The sequence below is a fragment of the Psychromonas sp. MB-3u-54 genome, assembly GCF_002836415.1.
In the GTDB taxonomy this organism is placed as follows: Bacteria; Pseudomonadota; Gammaproteobacteria; order Enterobacterales; family Psychromonadaceae; genus Psychromonas.
Genome location: NZ_PJBP01000179.1, coordinates 115,558 through 132,816 on the forward strand (window position 1 = coordinate 115,558; position 17,259 = coordinate 132,816).

Genomic DNA, 17,259 nt, shown 5'->3' on the forward strand with positions numbered 1-17,259 from the left:
ATCCGCTCCCGGTTTCAGTTGTCGCCTGCCAATTGATCTAATAATTTCACAATATTTTGTTCATAGAGAGCAACTTCACTCTTTTTAAAACCAAGGTGTTTATTCGCCAGCTCGCCATTACCGGAAAACAGATAAGAGCTCGGCATAGCCGTAATTTTATATTTTTGCGCCTTAATACCTTTAGGATCAGAGTACAGCAGAAAATCCGCGGGAAAGGCTTTAATAAATTGACGGGCTTTGTTTGAATCTTGATCAAGGTTGACTGCAATAATAACCAGTCCTTTGTCCTGATATTTGTCGTGCATCGCATTTAACCACGGGAAAGACTGCCGGCATGGCCCGCACCAGGATGCCCAAAAATCCATGTAGACCACTTTATTATGATACTCGCCAAGATCAAGCTCACTTAACCATTGCTGTTGCCGCGCAACCGTTATATTGCTACTTAATAAGATAATTAAAACGGTTGCGAATTGCACAAAGCGGCTCATAGTGTCTCTTTTTAATGATAGTTTACTCGAGTATCGTCTTAAATATTAAATTTCCCTTATTATGTTAGTACGTTACGGGCAATATTAATGTGAATCAGTCGACACTGTAAAATGTTTCCCCAGTGGAAATAAACGCTGCCATCCTGAAACCTTAATGCCCGCTGCTGTGATGATACACAGAGGGATTCGGCGTTAACTGCAAGGTGCAGGTCAATGAAGCATAAAATTGCCTTTAGTTCACCGCCGGATACTTGTAAAATAGTTAAAAATTAACGGAGATAATTCAATGACCACAACAATGACAATAACCCGCCCCGATGATTGGCACGTGCATTTGCGCGACGGTGAAGTATTAAAGGACACCGTGCGTGACACCAGCCGTTATATGGGCCGTGCGATTATCATGCCTAACCTTGTGCCGCCCGTAACGAATACAGCATTAGCACTTGCATACCAGGCCAGAATTTTTGCGACACAGCCTAAGGCTGGCTTTAAACCATTAATGACCCTCTATTTAACCGATAGCACCAGCGCTGATGAGATAAAAAAAGCCAAAGCATCGGGACAAATTTATGCGGCCAAATTATACCCGGCAGGTGCCACCACCAACTCAGACTCAGGTGTCACCTCGGTTGAAAAAATAAAAGATGCCCTGCAGGCGATGCAGGAAGTCGGCATGCCGCTACTGATTCACGGTGAAGTCACCGCCAGTGAAATTGATATTTTTGACCGTGAAGAGATTTTCTTAAAGAAAGTCCTTGCGCCAATCGTTGCAGCCTACCCTGAGCTTAAAATCGTTCTGGAGCATATCACCACGGCGAATGCGGTAGATTTTGTTAATAATGCAAACGACAATGTCGCAGCAACTATTACCGCCCACCATTTAATGTTTAACCGCAACCATATGCTAGTGGGTGGAATACGTCCGCACTTATACTGTTTGCCTATTTTAAAGCGTAATATTCACCAGCAAGCATTAATAAAAGCGGCAACCGGTGGCACTAAAAAATTCTTCTTAGGCACAGATTCTGCTCCACACGCCGATAACCGTAAAGAAGCTGCCTGTGGTTGTGCGGGATGTTATACCGCTCATGCGGCCATTGAATTATATGCAGAAGTCTTTGAACAAGCTGGCGCATTGGATAAGTTGGAAACCTTTGCCAGTTTTAATGGCCCTGATTTTTATAATCTGCCTCGTAATGACGATACGATTACCCTTGAAAAATCCGCTTGGAATGTGCCTGCTTCAATGAATTTTGGTAGCCAACAAGTGGTGCCGATTAAAGCCGCTGAAAAAATGCTTTGGAAAGTGCTGTAGATAATTTTTTTAATTTCGGCACAAAAAGCGAATAACTGTTTTTACTCACTTTTTGTGCCGTTGCTGCATTATTTTGCAAAATGCAGCGCAACTGCCTAAGTACTCACCCGAAAATTTATGATATTAAAGGGCGCCTTTATTGAGTAAATTGCTCAAAAATACTGAGAAATTTATGTAAGAGTACCTAGATAGTTTTATAAAAATGAATTAAAACTATTATTAGCTAAGTCCTGCAGGCATTTTCTTGATAAATTGCGTTAATAGGACAATACGTACCCCATTCACACGACCTTCAATCTGTTCCGAATTATCCGTTAGTGAGATATTACGCACCGGCGTACCGCGTTTAGCGGTAAAGCTACTGCCTTTCACATCCAGATCTTTAATTAAAGTAACGTTATCACCTGCGGCCAGAACAGTACCATTTGAATCACGCGTCGCGGCAACTTCTTCGATTTGATCCGCAGCAACATTGTAATCGGCCCAGGCTTTAGTTTCATCTTCCATGTACATCATGTCTAACAGGTCATGTGCCCAACCTTCGTTTTTAGCGAGTCTGGTTAACAGACGAAACGCCAGCACTTGAACAGCCGGTACCTGACTCCACATGCTGTCATTAAGACAACGCCAATGATTACTGTCCATCTCGGTATTTTTTTCAATTTGTGGTAAACAGGTAGCACAGACTAAAACCGATTTGTCAGAGTTAGGCTCCGCCACCGGCGGTACCTCGAAAACAGCTAAGTCAGAAGTGCAACCACAAAGTTCACAAGCAGCATTGCTACGTTCTAATAGCGCTTTTTTAATCGGCATAATAAGTCCTTTAAAGGAGGTGTACCCACATTACTTGAAGGTAGATCTGCAAGTAATTGGGGTAACAAAATAAGATGGCGCTATTATGCCCCTCTTTAAGCATAAAAAAAAGTTTGATTAGTCGCTCATTTATTCAGTAAATATATTTATAAAATTCATTATTTATGTAGCAAATGACAATATTACTTACCTGATACCAAAAGAACTAAAAATATGATCACCCTTGCTGGTTAAAATTATCCCTAACTGCGTTGTGAGTTTTATTCAGAACGTCCTGTTCTTCACCACTTCGTGGCCAGCTGAAGCTGTTCAAAATAGCTCCCTACTATTTTGTGTATTCAGAACATCCTGTTCTTCACCACTTCGTGGCCAGCTGAAGCTGTTCAAAATAGCTCCCTACTCTTTTGTGTATTCAGAACATCCTGTTCTTCACTACTTAGTCACCAGCTGAAGCTGTTCAAAATAACTCCCTACTATTTTGTGTATTCAGAACATCCTGTTCTTCACCACTTAGTGGCCAGCTGAAGCTGTTCAAAATCGTTCCAGACGATTTTTGTGAAGTGAGAATAATGATCGAATGCAACTCTCGCCTTGTTAGTACTAATTTTTCCTTCGCAATCATTGATCTCTTCATTAATTCTTTTGGTATAATGGACTGGTTCACGTTAAAATGGATTTTTTATGTCGACACTATTTTAAACACTGAGCAAAATCCTATGAATGAAGCACTGAACATTGCAGACCAAACTCTGGTCCTGCATCGTCACCCAAGAATAAAAAATGAAACATTACAAGCATGGGATTCTGCTGATGAATACCTCATCAATTACTTCTCTGAAAATGAACTGCAAAAACAGCTGAATGAAAATGAGCAAATATTGCTTATTAACGACAGCTTCGGCGCGCTAACTTGTTACCTGCAAGCATTCCAGCGCACCGTGGTTTCAGACTCATATTTAGCGATTAATTCAATCAAGCTCAATATGCAGCGTAATCGTTGCCCGGAAGAAAATATTCTTTTACAGGACAGTCTGCAGCAGTTTCCTGAAAACGTGAAAATTGTACTGATTAAAATACCTAAAACACTTTCTTACCTTGAAGAAATGTTACAAAAATTACACGCAGTAATAACGCCTGAAACTATCGTTGTGGCGGCTGGTAAAGTCAATATGATTCATAACTCTACTCTAGATTTATTTGAAAAATATATCGGTACAACCAAAACGTCATTGGCGAAAAAGAAATCACGTTTAATTTTCAGCTTACCGATCACCAAAGAAGTGCCTGAAAAAGAGATAGCAATCACCTGGGAAATTGAAAAGCTTGATTGGAAAATCCATAACCATGCTAATGTATTTTCTCGTAACCACTTGGATATTGGCGGTCGTTTCCTAATGGACAATCTCCCTAAAGGTGATTTTTCTAAAGTGGTAGACTTAGGTTGCGGTAACGGTATTATTGGAATGGCGGCATCTGCTGCATACCCGAAAGCACAAATCACCTTTATTGATGAGTCCTACATGTCGATTGATTCTGCACGTATTAACATGCAGAAAAATTTACCTGAAGAACAAGCTGAAAATGCGCGATTTGTGGTTAATAACGGATTAGTGGGTTTCAAACCGCGCAGCTATGATCTGATTTTATGTAACCCTCCTTTTCACCAGCAACAAACAATTACCGATCAGATTGCCTGGAGCATGTTTAATGATGCACATTTCTGTTTAGTCGAGAATGGTGAGTTAGTGATAGTGGGTAATCATCATCTTAACTATCAGGACAAGCTGGAGCGTATCTTTGGCAACTGTGAAGTTGTTAGCCAGAACAAAAAGTTTGTTATTTTACGTGCAGTAAAAGAGGATTAGTTTTCAAACAAAATCTAAACAATAAAAAAGCAACTCTTTGAGTTGCTTTTTTTTGTCTAAAGATAAAAAAACCGTTTGGTTTTATCCGAACGGTTTTTATCTTATGGTGTTATATGCGATTACTTTTTACATCGAATTACTTAAAAAGACCTATCGCATTTAAAAATACGAGTAGAATACCTACAGGTGCAACATAACGCAGAAGTGTTAATACGACAGCGAAATATGTGTCAGATAAGTTGAACTCTTCTTTTAAAATCTCTGGTTTAATTACCCAACCGGCAAAGACTGATATAAGTATGCCACCCAGCGGTAATAAAATATTGGCGGTAAGGTAATCTAAAAACTCAAAGATATCCCCTCCCATACCAAAAGACAGTTTTGTCCATTCTGCACCGGCAAATGAGAATATAGTACATAAACTCAATATCCAAACTGCAGCACCTGCAATAATAGCAGCTTTAGTACGGCTCACATTTTGACGCTCTACTAAATAAGCAGTAGGAGATTCAAGCAGCGCAATAGCCGATGTAAATGCAGCGAAAACCACCATCACAAAGAATAAAACGCCCACAAAATCACCAAAAGGCATTGAACCAAAGGCAAGAGGAAGTGATTGAAACAATAACCCGGGTCCGGCACTTGGCTCCAAACCATGCGCAAATACGATAGGGTAAATAGCGAGTCCCGCAATTAACGCCACAACAGTATCAGCGACAGCGATCATCATTGAGGTTTTAACAATTGAAACACCCTTAGGTAAATAGGCGCCGTAAATCATCATAATACCCATCGCTAAACTAAGCGTAAAAAAGGCATGACCTAATGCGACTAATGCGCCTTCAATCGTCAACTGCGAAAAATCAACATGAAACATAAAGGTAAAGGCAGCAGCAAAGTCACCCACAATGGCAGAGTAAATCATAATACCTAAAAGTAATACGAATAGAGCCGGCATTAAATAAGTAATTGCGGTTTCCAGCCCCTCTTTAACACCTTTAGAGATCACGTAAACGACAGCGGCAATAGTTAAGGTTGTCCAGATAAGAAGTTGCGGTACGCTGGTAATCAAATCAGTAAATAAAGCCCCTATTGCATCGGCATTAGTGGCAGGATCCGCAGCCGCCGCGCTAAATTCGCCGGAACCGGCAAAAAATACATAAGCTGCCGCCCAACCGGCAATAACCGCATAAAAACTTAAGATTAGAAAACCCGCTAACACCCCAATTGAGCCGATAATCGACCAATGAGATGAATGACCCGACTCGGTTGCAACATGGGTCATCGCATTTGCAGGCGTTGAGCGTCCACGTTTACCAATAACAACTTCGGCCATCATGACCGGAACACCGATCAGAAATATACATAAAAGGTAAACAAAAACGAACGCGCCACCGCCATTTTCACCCATAATATAAGGAAATTTCCATATATTACCAAGTCCAACTGCAGCACCCGTTGCAGCTAAGATATACGCGTATCGACTTGACCATCGATTGGAAACATGAGTATCAGTATTCATTTAAATCCTTGAGGTGTAATTAAAATAGTTATAGTTATAGCCAGAACGTATAAAAATGCAAATTAAGCAAATAACGGCTTAAGAATAATAATAGTTGAACTGGGAGGCTACACAAACTGTAATAAAAATTTTATGCTGGCAATAGCATAAAAATTGGAGCATAACAATTAAAAAAAAATATATCAATACTAATAAAAACAGAGTGAGCTATTTAACATCAATAACAACTGATTTATATCATTATAAATATTGACATAATGTATTGCAGTCAGCCTTAGTTGCAGATATTTTTTCATAAGTCACTTTAACTATCTGAAACTGTGCAAAAGTTCGGTTAAAAGTTAATCCATGCGATTTTTCAATCAGCATACATAAAATAAAATTATCGTCATTATCTAAAACAAAATACTTTTTGGCTTCTTTAATAGCGGATGATTTTAATATTATATGATCCCCTTTATTAACAAGCGGTTGTTGAGCGACACTCGACGATTCAAATAACCAATTTTTGGGCATGATAGGTTTATGAAAGTGGTTAACAACTAATATATGCAGAATAATCTGAGATCTTAATGCCGGCCAATATCCGGCTAATGCAGGGCCTTCAAAAAGATCAATATAATTAGCAACATCTTCAATAGTAAAAAAAACCGGTTGATCAAATTTTAATATCAGCATTTCAGGTTTATAAACAATATCGATAGCCCGATCACCCATATTGAGGGTTAACGTCGACCGATTATGATCAAACAGCCAATGCCAATTTGCCTGCGGTCTAAAATCAATTATTCCCTGCATTTTTTTACACAAAGTCAATTTCACCTCTTACTGCTCTGCACAAACAGAGCAGTATTATAAATTAAATATTATTGACAATATTTTTAACTAATTGAGGGCCATTGTAAATAAAACCAGAATAGATCTGCACTAAACTTGCACCCGCTTGTATTTTTTCTTTGGCAGCAATCACATTATCAATGCCACCCACGCCAATAATCGGGATCTCTCCTTTTAATTGCGCGGCAAATTTTGCAATCACAGCGGTACTTTTATTTTGCAGAGGACGGCCACTTAAACCACCCGCTTCACCGGCATGCGACATTCCCTGAACCATCTCACGATCAAGGGTGGTATTAGTGGCAATTAAACCGTCAATTTTGTATTTGAGCAATGAAGCTGCGATCGAGACAATCTCCTGATCACTGAGATCCGGCGCAACTTTTAAGGCAATCGGCACGTATTTATTGTATTTAACCTGCAGTTCACTTTGACGTGTTTTGAGCACATCAAGCAATTCATCCAGTGCTTCACCATACTGTAATGAACGCAATCCGGGTGTGTTTGGTGAGGAGATATTGACCGCAATATAATCGGCATAGGGATAAACTTTATCCATGCACAATAAGTAATCATCTTTGCCCTGTTCCACCGCAGTTGATAAATTTTTTCCGATATTAATACCAATAACACCTTTGAAATTACTGTCCTGCACATTCTTAATTAAATTTTCGACGCCCTCATTATTAAACCCCATGCGGTTAATAATGCCTTCTGATTCCAAGACTCTAAACATGCGTGGAGATTCATTACCGGGCTGTGCAACGGGGGTTACCGTACCCACTTCAATATGTCCAAAACCCATTGCGCCAAACGCATCAATACACTCGCCATTTTTATCTAAACCCGCAGCCAGTCCGACTGAATTAGGAAAGGTTAAGCCCATTACCTGCACCGGTCTGTTTTGGACTCTCTGACGATAGATAAAATCTAAGATAGTGCCCTGAGTTAACTTTAATTGTTTGATTGAAAAGTCATGGGCCTTTTCAGGATTTAACATGAATAAAAAACTGCGCATAATTCGATAAAACATAAATAAAACCTTTAATATAAAGTGGATAAAATAATGTTGTATTTATTGTACCCTGTATCCGTTAAACAGAAACAATAAAATGAGATAAGTTAGTTATACCAAATGCATTAAAGATGTGATCTTGTATTGCGCAGGAAAAATCAACACTAGCAAGGCATAAGTTGTAGGAAGTAGTTATTCTCCTTTCAAGGCTTATAACGCAGATAGGGTTGATTTTAACCAGCAAGGCTGATCACTTATTTGATGCGTTTGGTATTAGTTAAGCATAATATGTTGATAACCGTGCACTCGCACACGCCAGCCTTTTAACCAGTGCAGCTCATCGCCCGGGGCATTTTTAACACGACGGGTTAATACTTCATCGGCCGATAAAGCAAATGCACGCAGAGCATGATCATATTTAAGCGGCATGGTTAATAAAACTTGTTTTAATCCCCATCCCTGTCCCTGGTAAGATTCTTTTGACAAAACCCCTTCACCTTTAAAATTAATATAATCCAATAGCGCAAAAATACCCTCGGGCAACATCGTTAAACGGGCAAGCTGGTAATTAATCACTTTTATTTCGGTATTATTACTATCGGCAAGTATTAACGGAATCCCGGTTTCTAAGCGTTTTATAATAAACTGCACTTGTAAATCAAAATGCTTATTTAATAAAAGCCTCAACTCAGTGAGCTGCGGTTGATCAAATTCCCGGTAAAATTGTGCGCGACTTTTCCACGGGGCCAGCTCACTGCGCGCAAGCCACCGTGGCAGCACAACACCATGGTCTTGGAAAAACTGCAATAATTCAGGAAATTGTTCTTTAAAGGAGCCTTTTTCACTGCTTGGGTACCAGATAAAATGCCCCAGACCTAATGACGGGAAATCTTCATTTTCATTCCAGCTAGTCAGATTCGTCTGTTTTTGCTGACCTTCATTTTTCCATATCAGCTGACCTAATTTATCGGCCTGTTGAGGCGTCAAATCAATGCTGTAAACCTGGCTGATAGCGCTTAGACTGGTCAATAATAAAAAAAAACAAAAAATTAAACGCAACATCAGAGATTCCTTTTATAAACAGCAGGCTAGAGATTCATTAACAATAAACCCTTATTCGCGCCCGGGTAGTTTTTTCCACGTCACCTTGTCGCGCAAATAAACAGGGGTTGCAAGTTCCGGTAAAACAGCTAATGATTTGTCGATGCAGTTAATGACTTCATCGAGCATAAATCTTGCACTGGGAAACTCAATTTCGGTTTTTTCAGGCGCGTTAAAGTGATCGCTGAGTTCTGGATAAGCCGCCCAACCGGAGCCCACTAACACCGCATGTTCAGCAATATTTTCCTGGCGTGCGATTAAATCAGCCGGTTTAATCACCACCTCATCATTCACTAACACCATTAATTTTTCGCTTAATTGGTAATGCGCAAAATAAACCTCTCCCATGCGCGCATCAATAGCCGCATAGACATCCTGAGCACCCTTCATCTTAAAGGCTTGTTGCGCCATCGCCTGTAATGTTGACACTCCCACCATATTTTTTTCACTGCCAAAGGCCAAACCCTGTGCAATGCTGATACCTATTCTCACCCCGGTAAAACTACCCGGTCCGCGGCCATAAGCAATAAAATCCATCTCGGATAAATTTAGACCCGCTGATTGTAAGACTTGCTCGACCGTGGGCAAAATTTTTGTCGTATGCTCACGCGGTGCCAGCATAAATTGATCGCTGATAACCTGGCCCGTCGCCGTTTGGCAAAGCACCGCAACTGAGCAGGCTTCCGTTGAAGTATCGACACATAACACATTTAACTTTTTGAACATATTTAGCCTATCTATTCCAGTGGGTATTCCCTGAGGGCAGGGAAATTTTATTGATTTGAAGTCCCTGCTGTGCAGGAATGAGATTAATTAATATTAACTAATCAATCGTTTTTAAAAAATCGATAGCATTATCTAAGGAGCGAGTACGCGGCATGCAAGGTAAACTATTGAGAAACAGATTACCATATTTTCGGGTCACCAAACGTGTATCACAAACAATCAATACACCTTTATCCTTTTCCGCCCGAATCAATCGCCCGACGCCCTGTTTAAAGGTAATAACGGCTTGCGGTAATTGTACTTCGGCAAAGGGGTCTTTACCCTTTAATTGTGCATCTTCGATCCGCGCTTTTAATAAAGGCTCTTCGGGAGAGCTAAAGGGAATTTTATCGATAATAACACAGGATAATCCCTGTCCACGCACATCCACCCCTTCCCAAAAACTGCTGGTTGCGACAAGCAAGGCATTACCATGGTTAATAAACTCATCAAGCAGTGCCTGTTTGCTTTTTTCCCCCTGCAACAGGACAGGCAAGGTCAATATTTGACGAAATCCCGCCGCCAGCTGATTCATCATGGCATGACTGGTACATAAAAAGAAACAACGTCCTTTACTGGCGCGAATCACCGGCGCAAGCTCTTCTACCAGTTTATCGGCCAATCCCGGTGTACCGGGCTCAGGTATTAACCTGGGCACCACAAATAAAGTCTGCTGTGCATAATCAAAGGGGCTGGCTAACTGTAAACACTGGCTTTCTTGTAAACCCAGCAAGGCGGTAAAATGATCAAATTTGCCTTTCACGGATAACGTTGCCGAGGTAAAAATCCAACTTGCCTGTTTTTTTTCACATTCAGCCTGAAAACGCCCTGCAACACTTAAAGGGGTAATATTTAGTGAAAAATGTTGTTTTGTACACTCAAACCAGTAACTAAATCCGCTTTCATTAACACTGTTAAGTTTTTTAAATAACAGCATAAATTGGGTTAAACGCTCAAAACAATGGTCTAATACGTCACTTTTACCTAAGCGTTCGAGGATCACTTCCTTTAAAAAATCCATCACCTGCAGGACACGATCAACATGCAGCTGCATCACCCGCTCTTTAGACTTATCTCGCCAGCTGCCGGTGCCTTTATCAATTGCAAAGGCCATTCGAAAATCTAACACACTTAAACGTAATTGATCCGCCGCCTTAGACATCTGTTTTGCTTCGCGAAGCTCAGTGCGATAGACAAACTCGATCTCTTTAGCGAGCTCCATTAACTGCCGGCTGGACAGTGATTCGCCAAAATACAGGCTGGCAATATCGGGCAGTTGGTGGGCTTCATCAAAGATATAAACCCCCGCCTCGGGTATAAGCTCTCCAAAGCCAGTTTCTTTAACCGCCAAGTCTGCAAAAAACAGATGATGATTGATCACCACAAGATCTGCATCCATGGCTTTTTTGCGCGCTTTAACAATAAAACAATCGTCAAAACTGGGACACTCACGGCCTAAACAATTATCATTGTTACTGGTAATAGAAGGAATAATCACGGCATCTTCAGCAAGATCTTTGATTTCAGCAAGGTCGCCGGTTTTACTGGTAAGAGACCAATTTTTAATTTTTATCAGCTCGATTTGTAATGCTTTTTCCCGCTGCTTGGTCTCCAGCATAAAACGCGCCAGACGTTCATTACAAAGGTAGTTACTGCGCCCTTTTAAGACAGTCACGGAACCGGTGAAATTAGTTGCGGCTATTAATAAGGGTAAATCTTTTAGGAACAGCTGTTCCTGCAGTGCTTTACTGCCCGTTGAAATAATGATTTTGTCACTGGCGTCTTTATCAAAGGTTAATAAAGCCGGCGCTAAATAGGCAAAGGTTTTCCCTGTCCCGGTTTCGGCTTCAACAACTAAATTTTGCTTTTTGGTGATAGCTTCTGTCACGGCGTCAGCCATTTCAATCTGTGCATCCCGGGAGATAAAAAAAGGCAGTTGTTTACTTAAGGCACCCGAGGCTGAAAAAAAAGATGAGATCAAAGTTAAGGACTCTACAAAAAAAGGCTGATGAACTGTATTCTACGTGAATTGAAAGTATGATTATAGGCTAATCAATCAACAGTTATTTAATATGCTTAGCGAGCAAAGCGCGAGCAGCAAAACGTTTGCTTTCTCATGCTCACTCCCACGCTCCGCGTGGTAATGGAAATACCGTACTGGTTATTTGTAAGCCTTCGCTTGTGAGCTTTTGCTCGTTCCCATGCTCCGCTTGGTAATGGAAATACCGTAGTGGTTATTTGTAAGCTTTCGCTTGTGAGCTTTTGCTCGTTCCCATGCTCCGCGTGGTAATGGAAATACCGTACTGGTTATTCGTAAGCCTTCGCTTGTGAGCTTTTGCTCGTTCCCACGCTCCGCGTGGTAATGGAAATACTGTACTGGTTATTTGTAAGCCTTCGCTTGTGATATTTTGCTCGTTCCCACGCTCCGCGTGGTAATGTAAATACCATACTGGTTATTCGTAAGCTTTCGCTTGTGAGCTTTTTGTTTTGTTTCTTAGAGGGTAATTTCGCCCTGACGGCGAGTAAACGTTGAGAAACCGAAACGCAGTTTCGCAGTTCGAATAAGTTATGCTTCTAAATGCCGAAAAAAAGTAGGCAAAAAGCGTCACCCCTAGCCATTTTTTAATCTTGCACTGCCCAACCACTTTTTAACGCACCGGCTCGGACAGCACATCCATGTGCAGAGCCGAGCCTAATGAAATCAACAAGGGCACGCAGAGCTTAGCCCGCTCATAATCCTGAACTGGCGTTCAATTCGCTCCATGATTTCCTTTGCTAAAGTGGTTGCACAGTGCAAGAAAAATGGAAGGGGAATCTCGTAGCCGCATTGGTTTGGTTTATTTATCAAAAGGTTTGGATGTCCCGCTTTAGGTGGTGTACAGATTATGAGAAACCGAAATGCAGTTTCGCAGTTCTAGGTGTTCATGCTCTTTGAACAGCCAAAGAAAAGGAAGCAAAAGGCAAGACGCGACCCCATTGACCCTTTTGTTGAATTGTTCCATGCCCTGTTAATTCAATCCCATTAGGCATATTTTACCAAATACGTACAAATAAGCAGTGGATTTTTAACTCTGCATTTCTAATTTCCTCTAAGGTTTTATCATTAATATACATTAAGTTACCTATTTCTTTTTTAAGTGATTTATAGAAACATGCTGTTACTGGGTGATGGGTTTATAAAACATCCATCAAGAAAATTCGAGATCTTGCCTTTTGCGCGAAAGACTTGACGCTCATAACCTCTGCTTTTGTCACAAATTAACCTTTACGGTAACAGCGCATCAAAGTACCAATTAAAAGATGTATTGATGTTTATTGAAAACAGGAGGGAGCAAGCTGTCGCTGCCAGGTAGGAACTGAAATTAAAGGGATCAGTCTTGTGTCTTTATACAAAACGCAAGACTTGCCCCGAATGGCACTGCATTAAGCCTAAAATGTATAGATAATGCGGTGTTCAGTGTAATTTTACATTCTGCAACAATTCAACCTAACTCATTAAGTGCATGTTTATAGGTCTATTTACAAAGTCTGTAAAATCAAGTCACTCATTGAAAGCCCCGAAAAACAGGCGTTATACCTTAATGCAGTGCCATTCAGACTGCCCCCATTTTATATCTAAATATCTTTTACAGCATCACACACCTAAGTAATTTGTATATAAATATGCAAAACCATACCGTGTTTTGTTACCTACCATATATGCTGTAACTATCTTATTCGCCAATAGTACTTGTTTACATTCTTCCATAGTAGAGTTCTTGATTACTGCTTTATCTTTATTATTAACTCTTATATCTGTAATTAGATTTTCAAATGCATCCTCGTATAATATATTTTTCTTATAACTACTATCCACTCGATTATTTGAAAGATCTTCACAGAAATATTGAACAAATTCATTCCCCTTTTCACCCCATAAATCAGTTAAATAATTAATAACTGCGCTTTTACGAACCTGACTACTAGTACAATATAATAAGCTTAATATAGAGTCTTTTCTAAAACCTTTCATATGGTCAGATTCTTTTTGCTCTTTTATTGCAAATGCAATTAAATCTATAAAAGGCCGCAAGTTTACTGTTTTATCAGCACTTTGAATATTTCGATATAAGTCTTCGTATGCAAGTCTAATTTTTCCATTTTTTCTAGATTTAGGAGAACCAAAAAATAGATTAATAATAGGTTGAATTAAATATGTATCTAATGGCAACTGATTATGTTGATGACCTTTAGTTTTTAATTTCTTCTCTATTTGTTGAATATTTATCCCTGGTGATGAAGAATAAGCTCTTAAGTACTCAAAGAAATCATCTTTACAATATATAAAGATAATTTTCAAAAAGTATGAAAACATTTCATTTTGACTCCATTCCAAATCAATCACCCTAGTCGAGAAGGAGTTTTTATTTGTTAAGTTACCGAGTCTTTCATACAAATCTCTGCGTAAAAAGAGTTTAGGGAAAATCATATCCCACGGACAGTTAATACAGAGTTTTACTAAAGGGGAAATAATATCATTCCACAAACCAGGCTTTACAATATTATCTAATCTATCAAAAGTAATGATTAGTCGTGTCTCAGAGGATTTTAATTGGCCATTGATTATGTATAGTTCATCTTCAATTCTACCAAATAACTCATCATCATTAATTAACTTTATTATTTTCCCTTGAGCCGTTGTTCTGGTTAGATCAATCATTGGAATGTCGGTATTACTTTTGAGATCCCCTCGATTACAAAGAGCTTGCCAGATAAAAAATACCCAGAACTTTTTGATAAATAACTCATCGTTTAAGTATTTATCAAATTTCAACATTTCAAAATTGTCATTTTCAAAATTTGTAGCGTTAAGCACTTTATAATTCAAATGCCCTCTTTGAGATTTTGCCACTAATCTAGAGAAAAATTCTTCATTTTGTAACGCTTTATAGAAGGCGGTCTTACCTGTTCCTTTATCTCCAAGTAATATACTCTTTTCAGGAATTAAAAAATCTTCCATACAAGGACGAAAATAAAATATGTTATTTATATAATCAGTATCGTATTCAGTAGTTTCGGCATATAAACTAGGTAATTTTTCAGAAATTTTATTTAGTATTCGATCTTGTAAGTCAATCGATTTAGTTTTTGAATCACCCATTGTAATTTTAGGAGTAGATTCCTCTGATACCATTTCACTATTTACTGACATTTTTTTAGTTTGTTTACTTACAGGGGCAACTATCTCTACTTCAATCTCTTCTGCTACTTCATCTACTTTGGGTGCTATGCTAGATTCAATATATTGAAAAAATTTGTGGTATTGCATTGAGCCATTTTCACCACTAATAAAATCATCTAGATCATATTTATCTGCCAGAGAGGTCCCTATGAATTCTAATGTATTTTGTCGGTCAAAATAAAATGTATCAGCATCAAAGTCATAAATACTTTGTATGTTTTTAACGAAATTATTGAATCTTCGGCTGTAATTGTTGCTTAATATTGAAAGAACGAAAGTTGCATTAATCCCCTTGCCACTCAACAACCTAGACACATATTCTGTACCTGGTTGATTTTGAGTATCATCTCCAACCAAGACAACTACATGCTGAGATAATTGAGTGAGCATTCCAAAAAGATTATTAAAGCCAGTTCTAGAGTCTATTAAGATAACATCGGGATTATATTTTAATTGAATCTCATCGATTAAACGACTAAATGTATCAATTAGCCCCGCACCTTGAAGGTCTATACGAGCTAACCCTTCTAAATAGCTGTCTACATCATTTGTATCAGTTGATAATATATTTCCTGCTGACATAAAATTAATTATACCGCTTCCTGAATAGTCCTTCTCTATTTTATAAATATAGTTATCGATATCGACAGACTTCGTAAATATTTGATCATTTAAGTACTCAACAAGACCACTTTTTTGTTTTTCAGATTGAGCACTATTGAAAAAATTAAGTAACCCAGGTGCTTCTAAATCACAGTCTATAACAAAGACGTTTTTACCTTGTCTAGATAAATAAGTAGCTGTTAGAGCTAAAGAGGTAGTCCTACCTACACCACCTTTATAACTAAAGAACGTCATCACATTTTGTTTTTTTTGGTTATTATTTTTATTATTAATTAAAGTATTAAGAGATCTTCTCAAACCTAAAGATACTTTTCCATTTTCAAATAAATAGCTATAATCGTCATCTTCTGATTGTTCAACAGTTATAAATACAAATAAAATATTCTTATTCTGTAGCTCGTTTAATACAATGTTTTTCAAAGAAAGCTCATTTATACCTTTCACAGTATTACTGACAATATGAACATTTACCTTTTGATTGATTTTTAACTCGATAAAAAAATTATGAATGCACTTTGATTCAATTCCTCCCATCAAATCAATTTCTAATCTACTTATAAAATCTATTGATTTTAACATTTTTATTTCCTTACATTCTTCTCAGAAAACTCTTTGTATGAAGATAAAGTGCTTTAACATCTTGATAGTTAACAGCTACTTCTTCGTACCTTATCGCTGGGTTCCATTTTTCCAACAATAAGGCTATTTTATTGTCAAGACTCTCATATGATAAGTCACTCACTTGCGAGGTTAACTGTTCTTGTAGTCTTGCAAAATCATGTATTGCAATTTTATTATATATAATAAGCCCTGAATCTCGACAACCAACTTTATCTACATTCACATCAACATCGAAAACTAAAAGCTCAAATATTTTGTATTTTAATGAGCATTCAATGATATAACCTGATAAATAATAAAGGCTCACAATTAGGTGCCTAAAATTTTGATCTTGAATTTCATCATTATTTATACAAGACTCTATTTTTACTTGTAGTACTCTACAAGCTTGGTTATGCCTTTTTGCTGCAGATAAATATTCTGGATATTTCACAATAACTCCTGATAGAAACAGAAAAACTAGGATTGCTAAAAAGGCAGGTATATCCATACCTTATATCCTTTTAAATCATCACATTAAAACAAACATCATACTATAATCAATTAAAAATTAATATTGCAGCAGATACCCATGACCAAAAAACTGGTATCTATAAGTGCTAACCATGCCACCTAAGTGCTAACCATGCCACCCATTTTTCTACCCATTTTTCTAAAAAATAACTTAGCCTCTTACAGCATTCATTTCGATAGCATTTTATGACTATTCATACGCATCAATTGAACTTATTTTAATAAACTGGGCTTTAGATAATGCTAACCATGCCACCCATTTTTCTAAATAATGTACTAACCATGCCACCCATTTTTCTAAAAAATAACATAGCCTCTTTCAGCATTCATTTCGATAGCATTTTATGACCATTCATACGCATCAATTGAATTTATTTTAATAAACTGGGCTTTAGATTGTGAAATATGAGGAAGTTGGCTGTTTTAAACCAGTAGAAGAAGCTTGATATCAATCAAGCAGAAAATGACTTACAGGTAGTTGAAAAATTGAGTTTTAAGCACACAACCAGCGTTGGCAGTTTGCTGCGCCGTGGCGTCGCTTTCGGTCTAAATG

General features: G+C 38.4%; 12 protein-coding genes. 2 read left to right on the plus strand and 10 right to left on the minus strand.

What is annotated here, in order from left to right:
* Positions 1-14 precede the first annotated feature (14 nt).
* Positions 15-491 (minus strand): TlpA disulfide reductase family protein, encoded by a 477-nt coding sequence (locus CXF72_RS16875; protein WP_101040817.1) that lies wholly within the window; start codon positions 489-491, stop codon positions 15-17.
* Positions 492-777: 286 nt separating this feature from the next.
* Here CXF72_RS16875 and pyrC point away from each other — a divergent pair, with 286 nt between their 5' ends.
* Positions 778-1,809 carry a dihydroorotase gene (gene pyrC / locus CXF72_RS16880; RefSeq protein WP_101040819.1) on the plus strand — a complete coding sequence of 344 codons (1,032 nt, stop codon included), beginning with the start codon at positions 778-780 and terminating at the stop codon, positions 1,807-1,809.
* A gap of 219 nt (positions 1,810-2,028) precedes the next feature.
* Here the strand turns inward: pyrC and CXF72_RS16885 are convergent, their stop codons facing one another.
* Positions 2,029-2,622: a PhnA domain-containing protein gene (locus CXF72_RS16885; RefSeq protein ID WP_101040821.1), complete on the minus strand. Its 594-nt coding sequence runs from the start codon at positions 2,620-2,622 to the stop codon at positions 2,029-2,031.
* Positions 2,623-3,338: 716 nt separating this feature from the next.
* Here CXF72_RS16885 and CXF72_RS16890 point away from each other — a divergent pair.
* The gene (locus tag CXF72_RS16890; protein WP_101040844.1) at positions 3,339-4,487 is read left to right on the plus strand and encodes a methyltransferase; all 1,149 of its coding nucleotides are present in this window, start codon (positions 3,339-3,341) and stop codon (positions 4,485-4,487) included.
* Between the two features lie 136 nt (positions 4,488-4,623).
* On the opposite strand, the gene CXF72_RS16895 is transcribed toward CXF72_RS16890, so the two are convergent.
* The 8 genes from CXF72_RS16895 to CXF72_RS16930 all read right to left on the minus strand — a co-directional run bounded on the left by CXF72_RS16895 (position 4,624) and on the right by CXF72_RS16930 (position 16,683).
* Positions 4,624-6,009: a sodium-dependent transporter gene (locus tag CXF72_RS16895; protein ID WP_101040823.1), complete on the minus strand. Its 1,386-nt coding sequence runs from the start codon at positions 6,007-6,009 to the stop codon at positions 4,624-4,626.
* 240 nt (positions 6,010-6,249) lie between these two features.
* Complete coding sequence (locus tag CXF72_RS16900) at positions 6,250-6,831, minus strand: cell division protein ZapC domain-containing protein (protein WP_157823281.1); 582 nt, start codon at positions 6,829-6,831, stop codon at positions 6,250-6,252.
* Positions 6,832-6,868: 37 nt separating this feature from the next.
* Positions 6,869-7,879: a quinone-dependent dihydroorotate dehydrogenase gene (gene pyrD / locus CXF72_RS16905; protein ID WP_101040827.1), complete on the minus strand. Its 1,011-nt coding sequence runs from the start codon at positions 7,877-7,879 to the stop codon at positions 6,869-6,871.
* A gap of 255 nt (positions 7,880-8,134) precedes the next feature.
* Entirely contained in the window at positions 8,135-8,923 is a 789-nt protein-coding gene (locus tag CXF72_RS16910; protein WP_101040829.1) for a hypothetical protein, read from the minus strand.
* Between the two features lie 51 nt (positions 8,924-8,974).
* Complete coding sequence (gene tsaB / locus CXF72_RS16915) at positions 8,975-9,688, minus strand: tRNA (adenosine(37)-N6)-threonylcarbamoyltransferase complex dimerization subunit type 1 TsaB (RefSeq protein ID WP_101040830.1); 714 nt, start codon at positions 9,686-9,688, stop codon at positions 8,975-8,977.
* Positions 9,689-9,785: 97 nt separating this feature from the next.
* A complete protein-coding gene (locus CXF72_RS16920; RefSeq protein WP_101040832.1) occupies positions 9,786-11,708 on the minus strand; it encodes an ATP-dependent DNA helicase in 1,923 nt (640 codons plus the stop codon).
* 1,653 nt (positions 11,709-13,361) lie between these two features.
* A complete protein-coding gene (locus tag CXF72_RS16925) occupies positions 13,362-16,151 on the minus strand; it encodes a tyrosine-protein kinase family protein (protein ID WP_101040834.1) in 2,790 nt (929 codons plus the stop codon).
* Positions 16,152-16,161: 10 nt separating this feature from the next.
* Entirely contained in the window at positions 16,162-16,683 is a 522-nt protein-coding gene (locus tag CXF72_RS16930) for a hypothetical protein (protein WP_101040835.1), read from the minus strand.
* Positions 16,684-17,259: the final 576 nt, after the last annotated feature.

What these genes read in the sequence shown, in the direction of transcription:
- CXF72_RS16875 (WP_101040817.1), bottom strand. Translation starts at nt 491, where the DNA reads ATGAGCCGCTTTGTGCAATTCGCAACCGTTTTAATTATCTTATTAAGT.
- pyrC (WP_101040819.1), top strand. Translation starts at nt 778, where the DNA reads ATGACCACAACAATGACAATAACCCGCCCCGATGATTGGCACGTGCAT.
- CXF72_RS16885 (WP_101040821.1), bottom strand. Translation starts at nt 2,622, where the DNA reads ATGCCGATTAAAAAAGCGCTATTAGAACGTAGCAATGCTGCTTGTGAA.
- CXF72_RS16890 (WP_101040844.1), top strand. Translation starts at nt 3,339, where the DNA reads ATGAATGAAGCACTGAACATTGCAGACCAAACTCTGGTCCTGCATCGT.
- CXF72_RS16895 (WP_101040823.1), bottom strand. Translation starts at nt 6,009, where the DNA reads ATGAATACTGATACTCATGTTTCCAATCGATGGTCAAGTCGATACGCG.
- pyrD (WP_101040827.1), bottom strand. Translation starts at nt 7,879, where the DNA reads ATGTTTTATCGAATTATGCGCAGTTTTTTATTCATGTTAAATCCTGAA.
- CXF72_RS16910 (WP_101040829.1), bottom strand. Translation starts at nt 8,923, where the DNA reads ATGTTGCGTTTAATTTTTTGTTTTTTTTTATTATTGACCAGTCTAAGC.
- tsaB (WP_101040830.1), bottom strand. Translation starts at nt 9,688, where the DNA reads ATGTTCAAAAAGTTAAATGTGTTATGTGTCGATACTTCAACGGAAGCC.
- CXF72_RS16925 (WP_101040834.1), bottom strand. Translation starts at nt 16,151, where the DNA reads ATGTTAAAATCAATAGATTTTATAAGTAGATTAGAAATTGATTTGATG.
- CXF72_RS16930 (WP_101040835.1), bottom strand. Translation starts at nt 16,683, where the DNA reads ATGGATATACCTGCCTTTTTAGCAATCCTAGTTTTTCTGTTTCTATCA.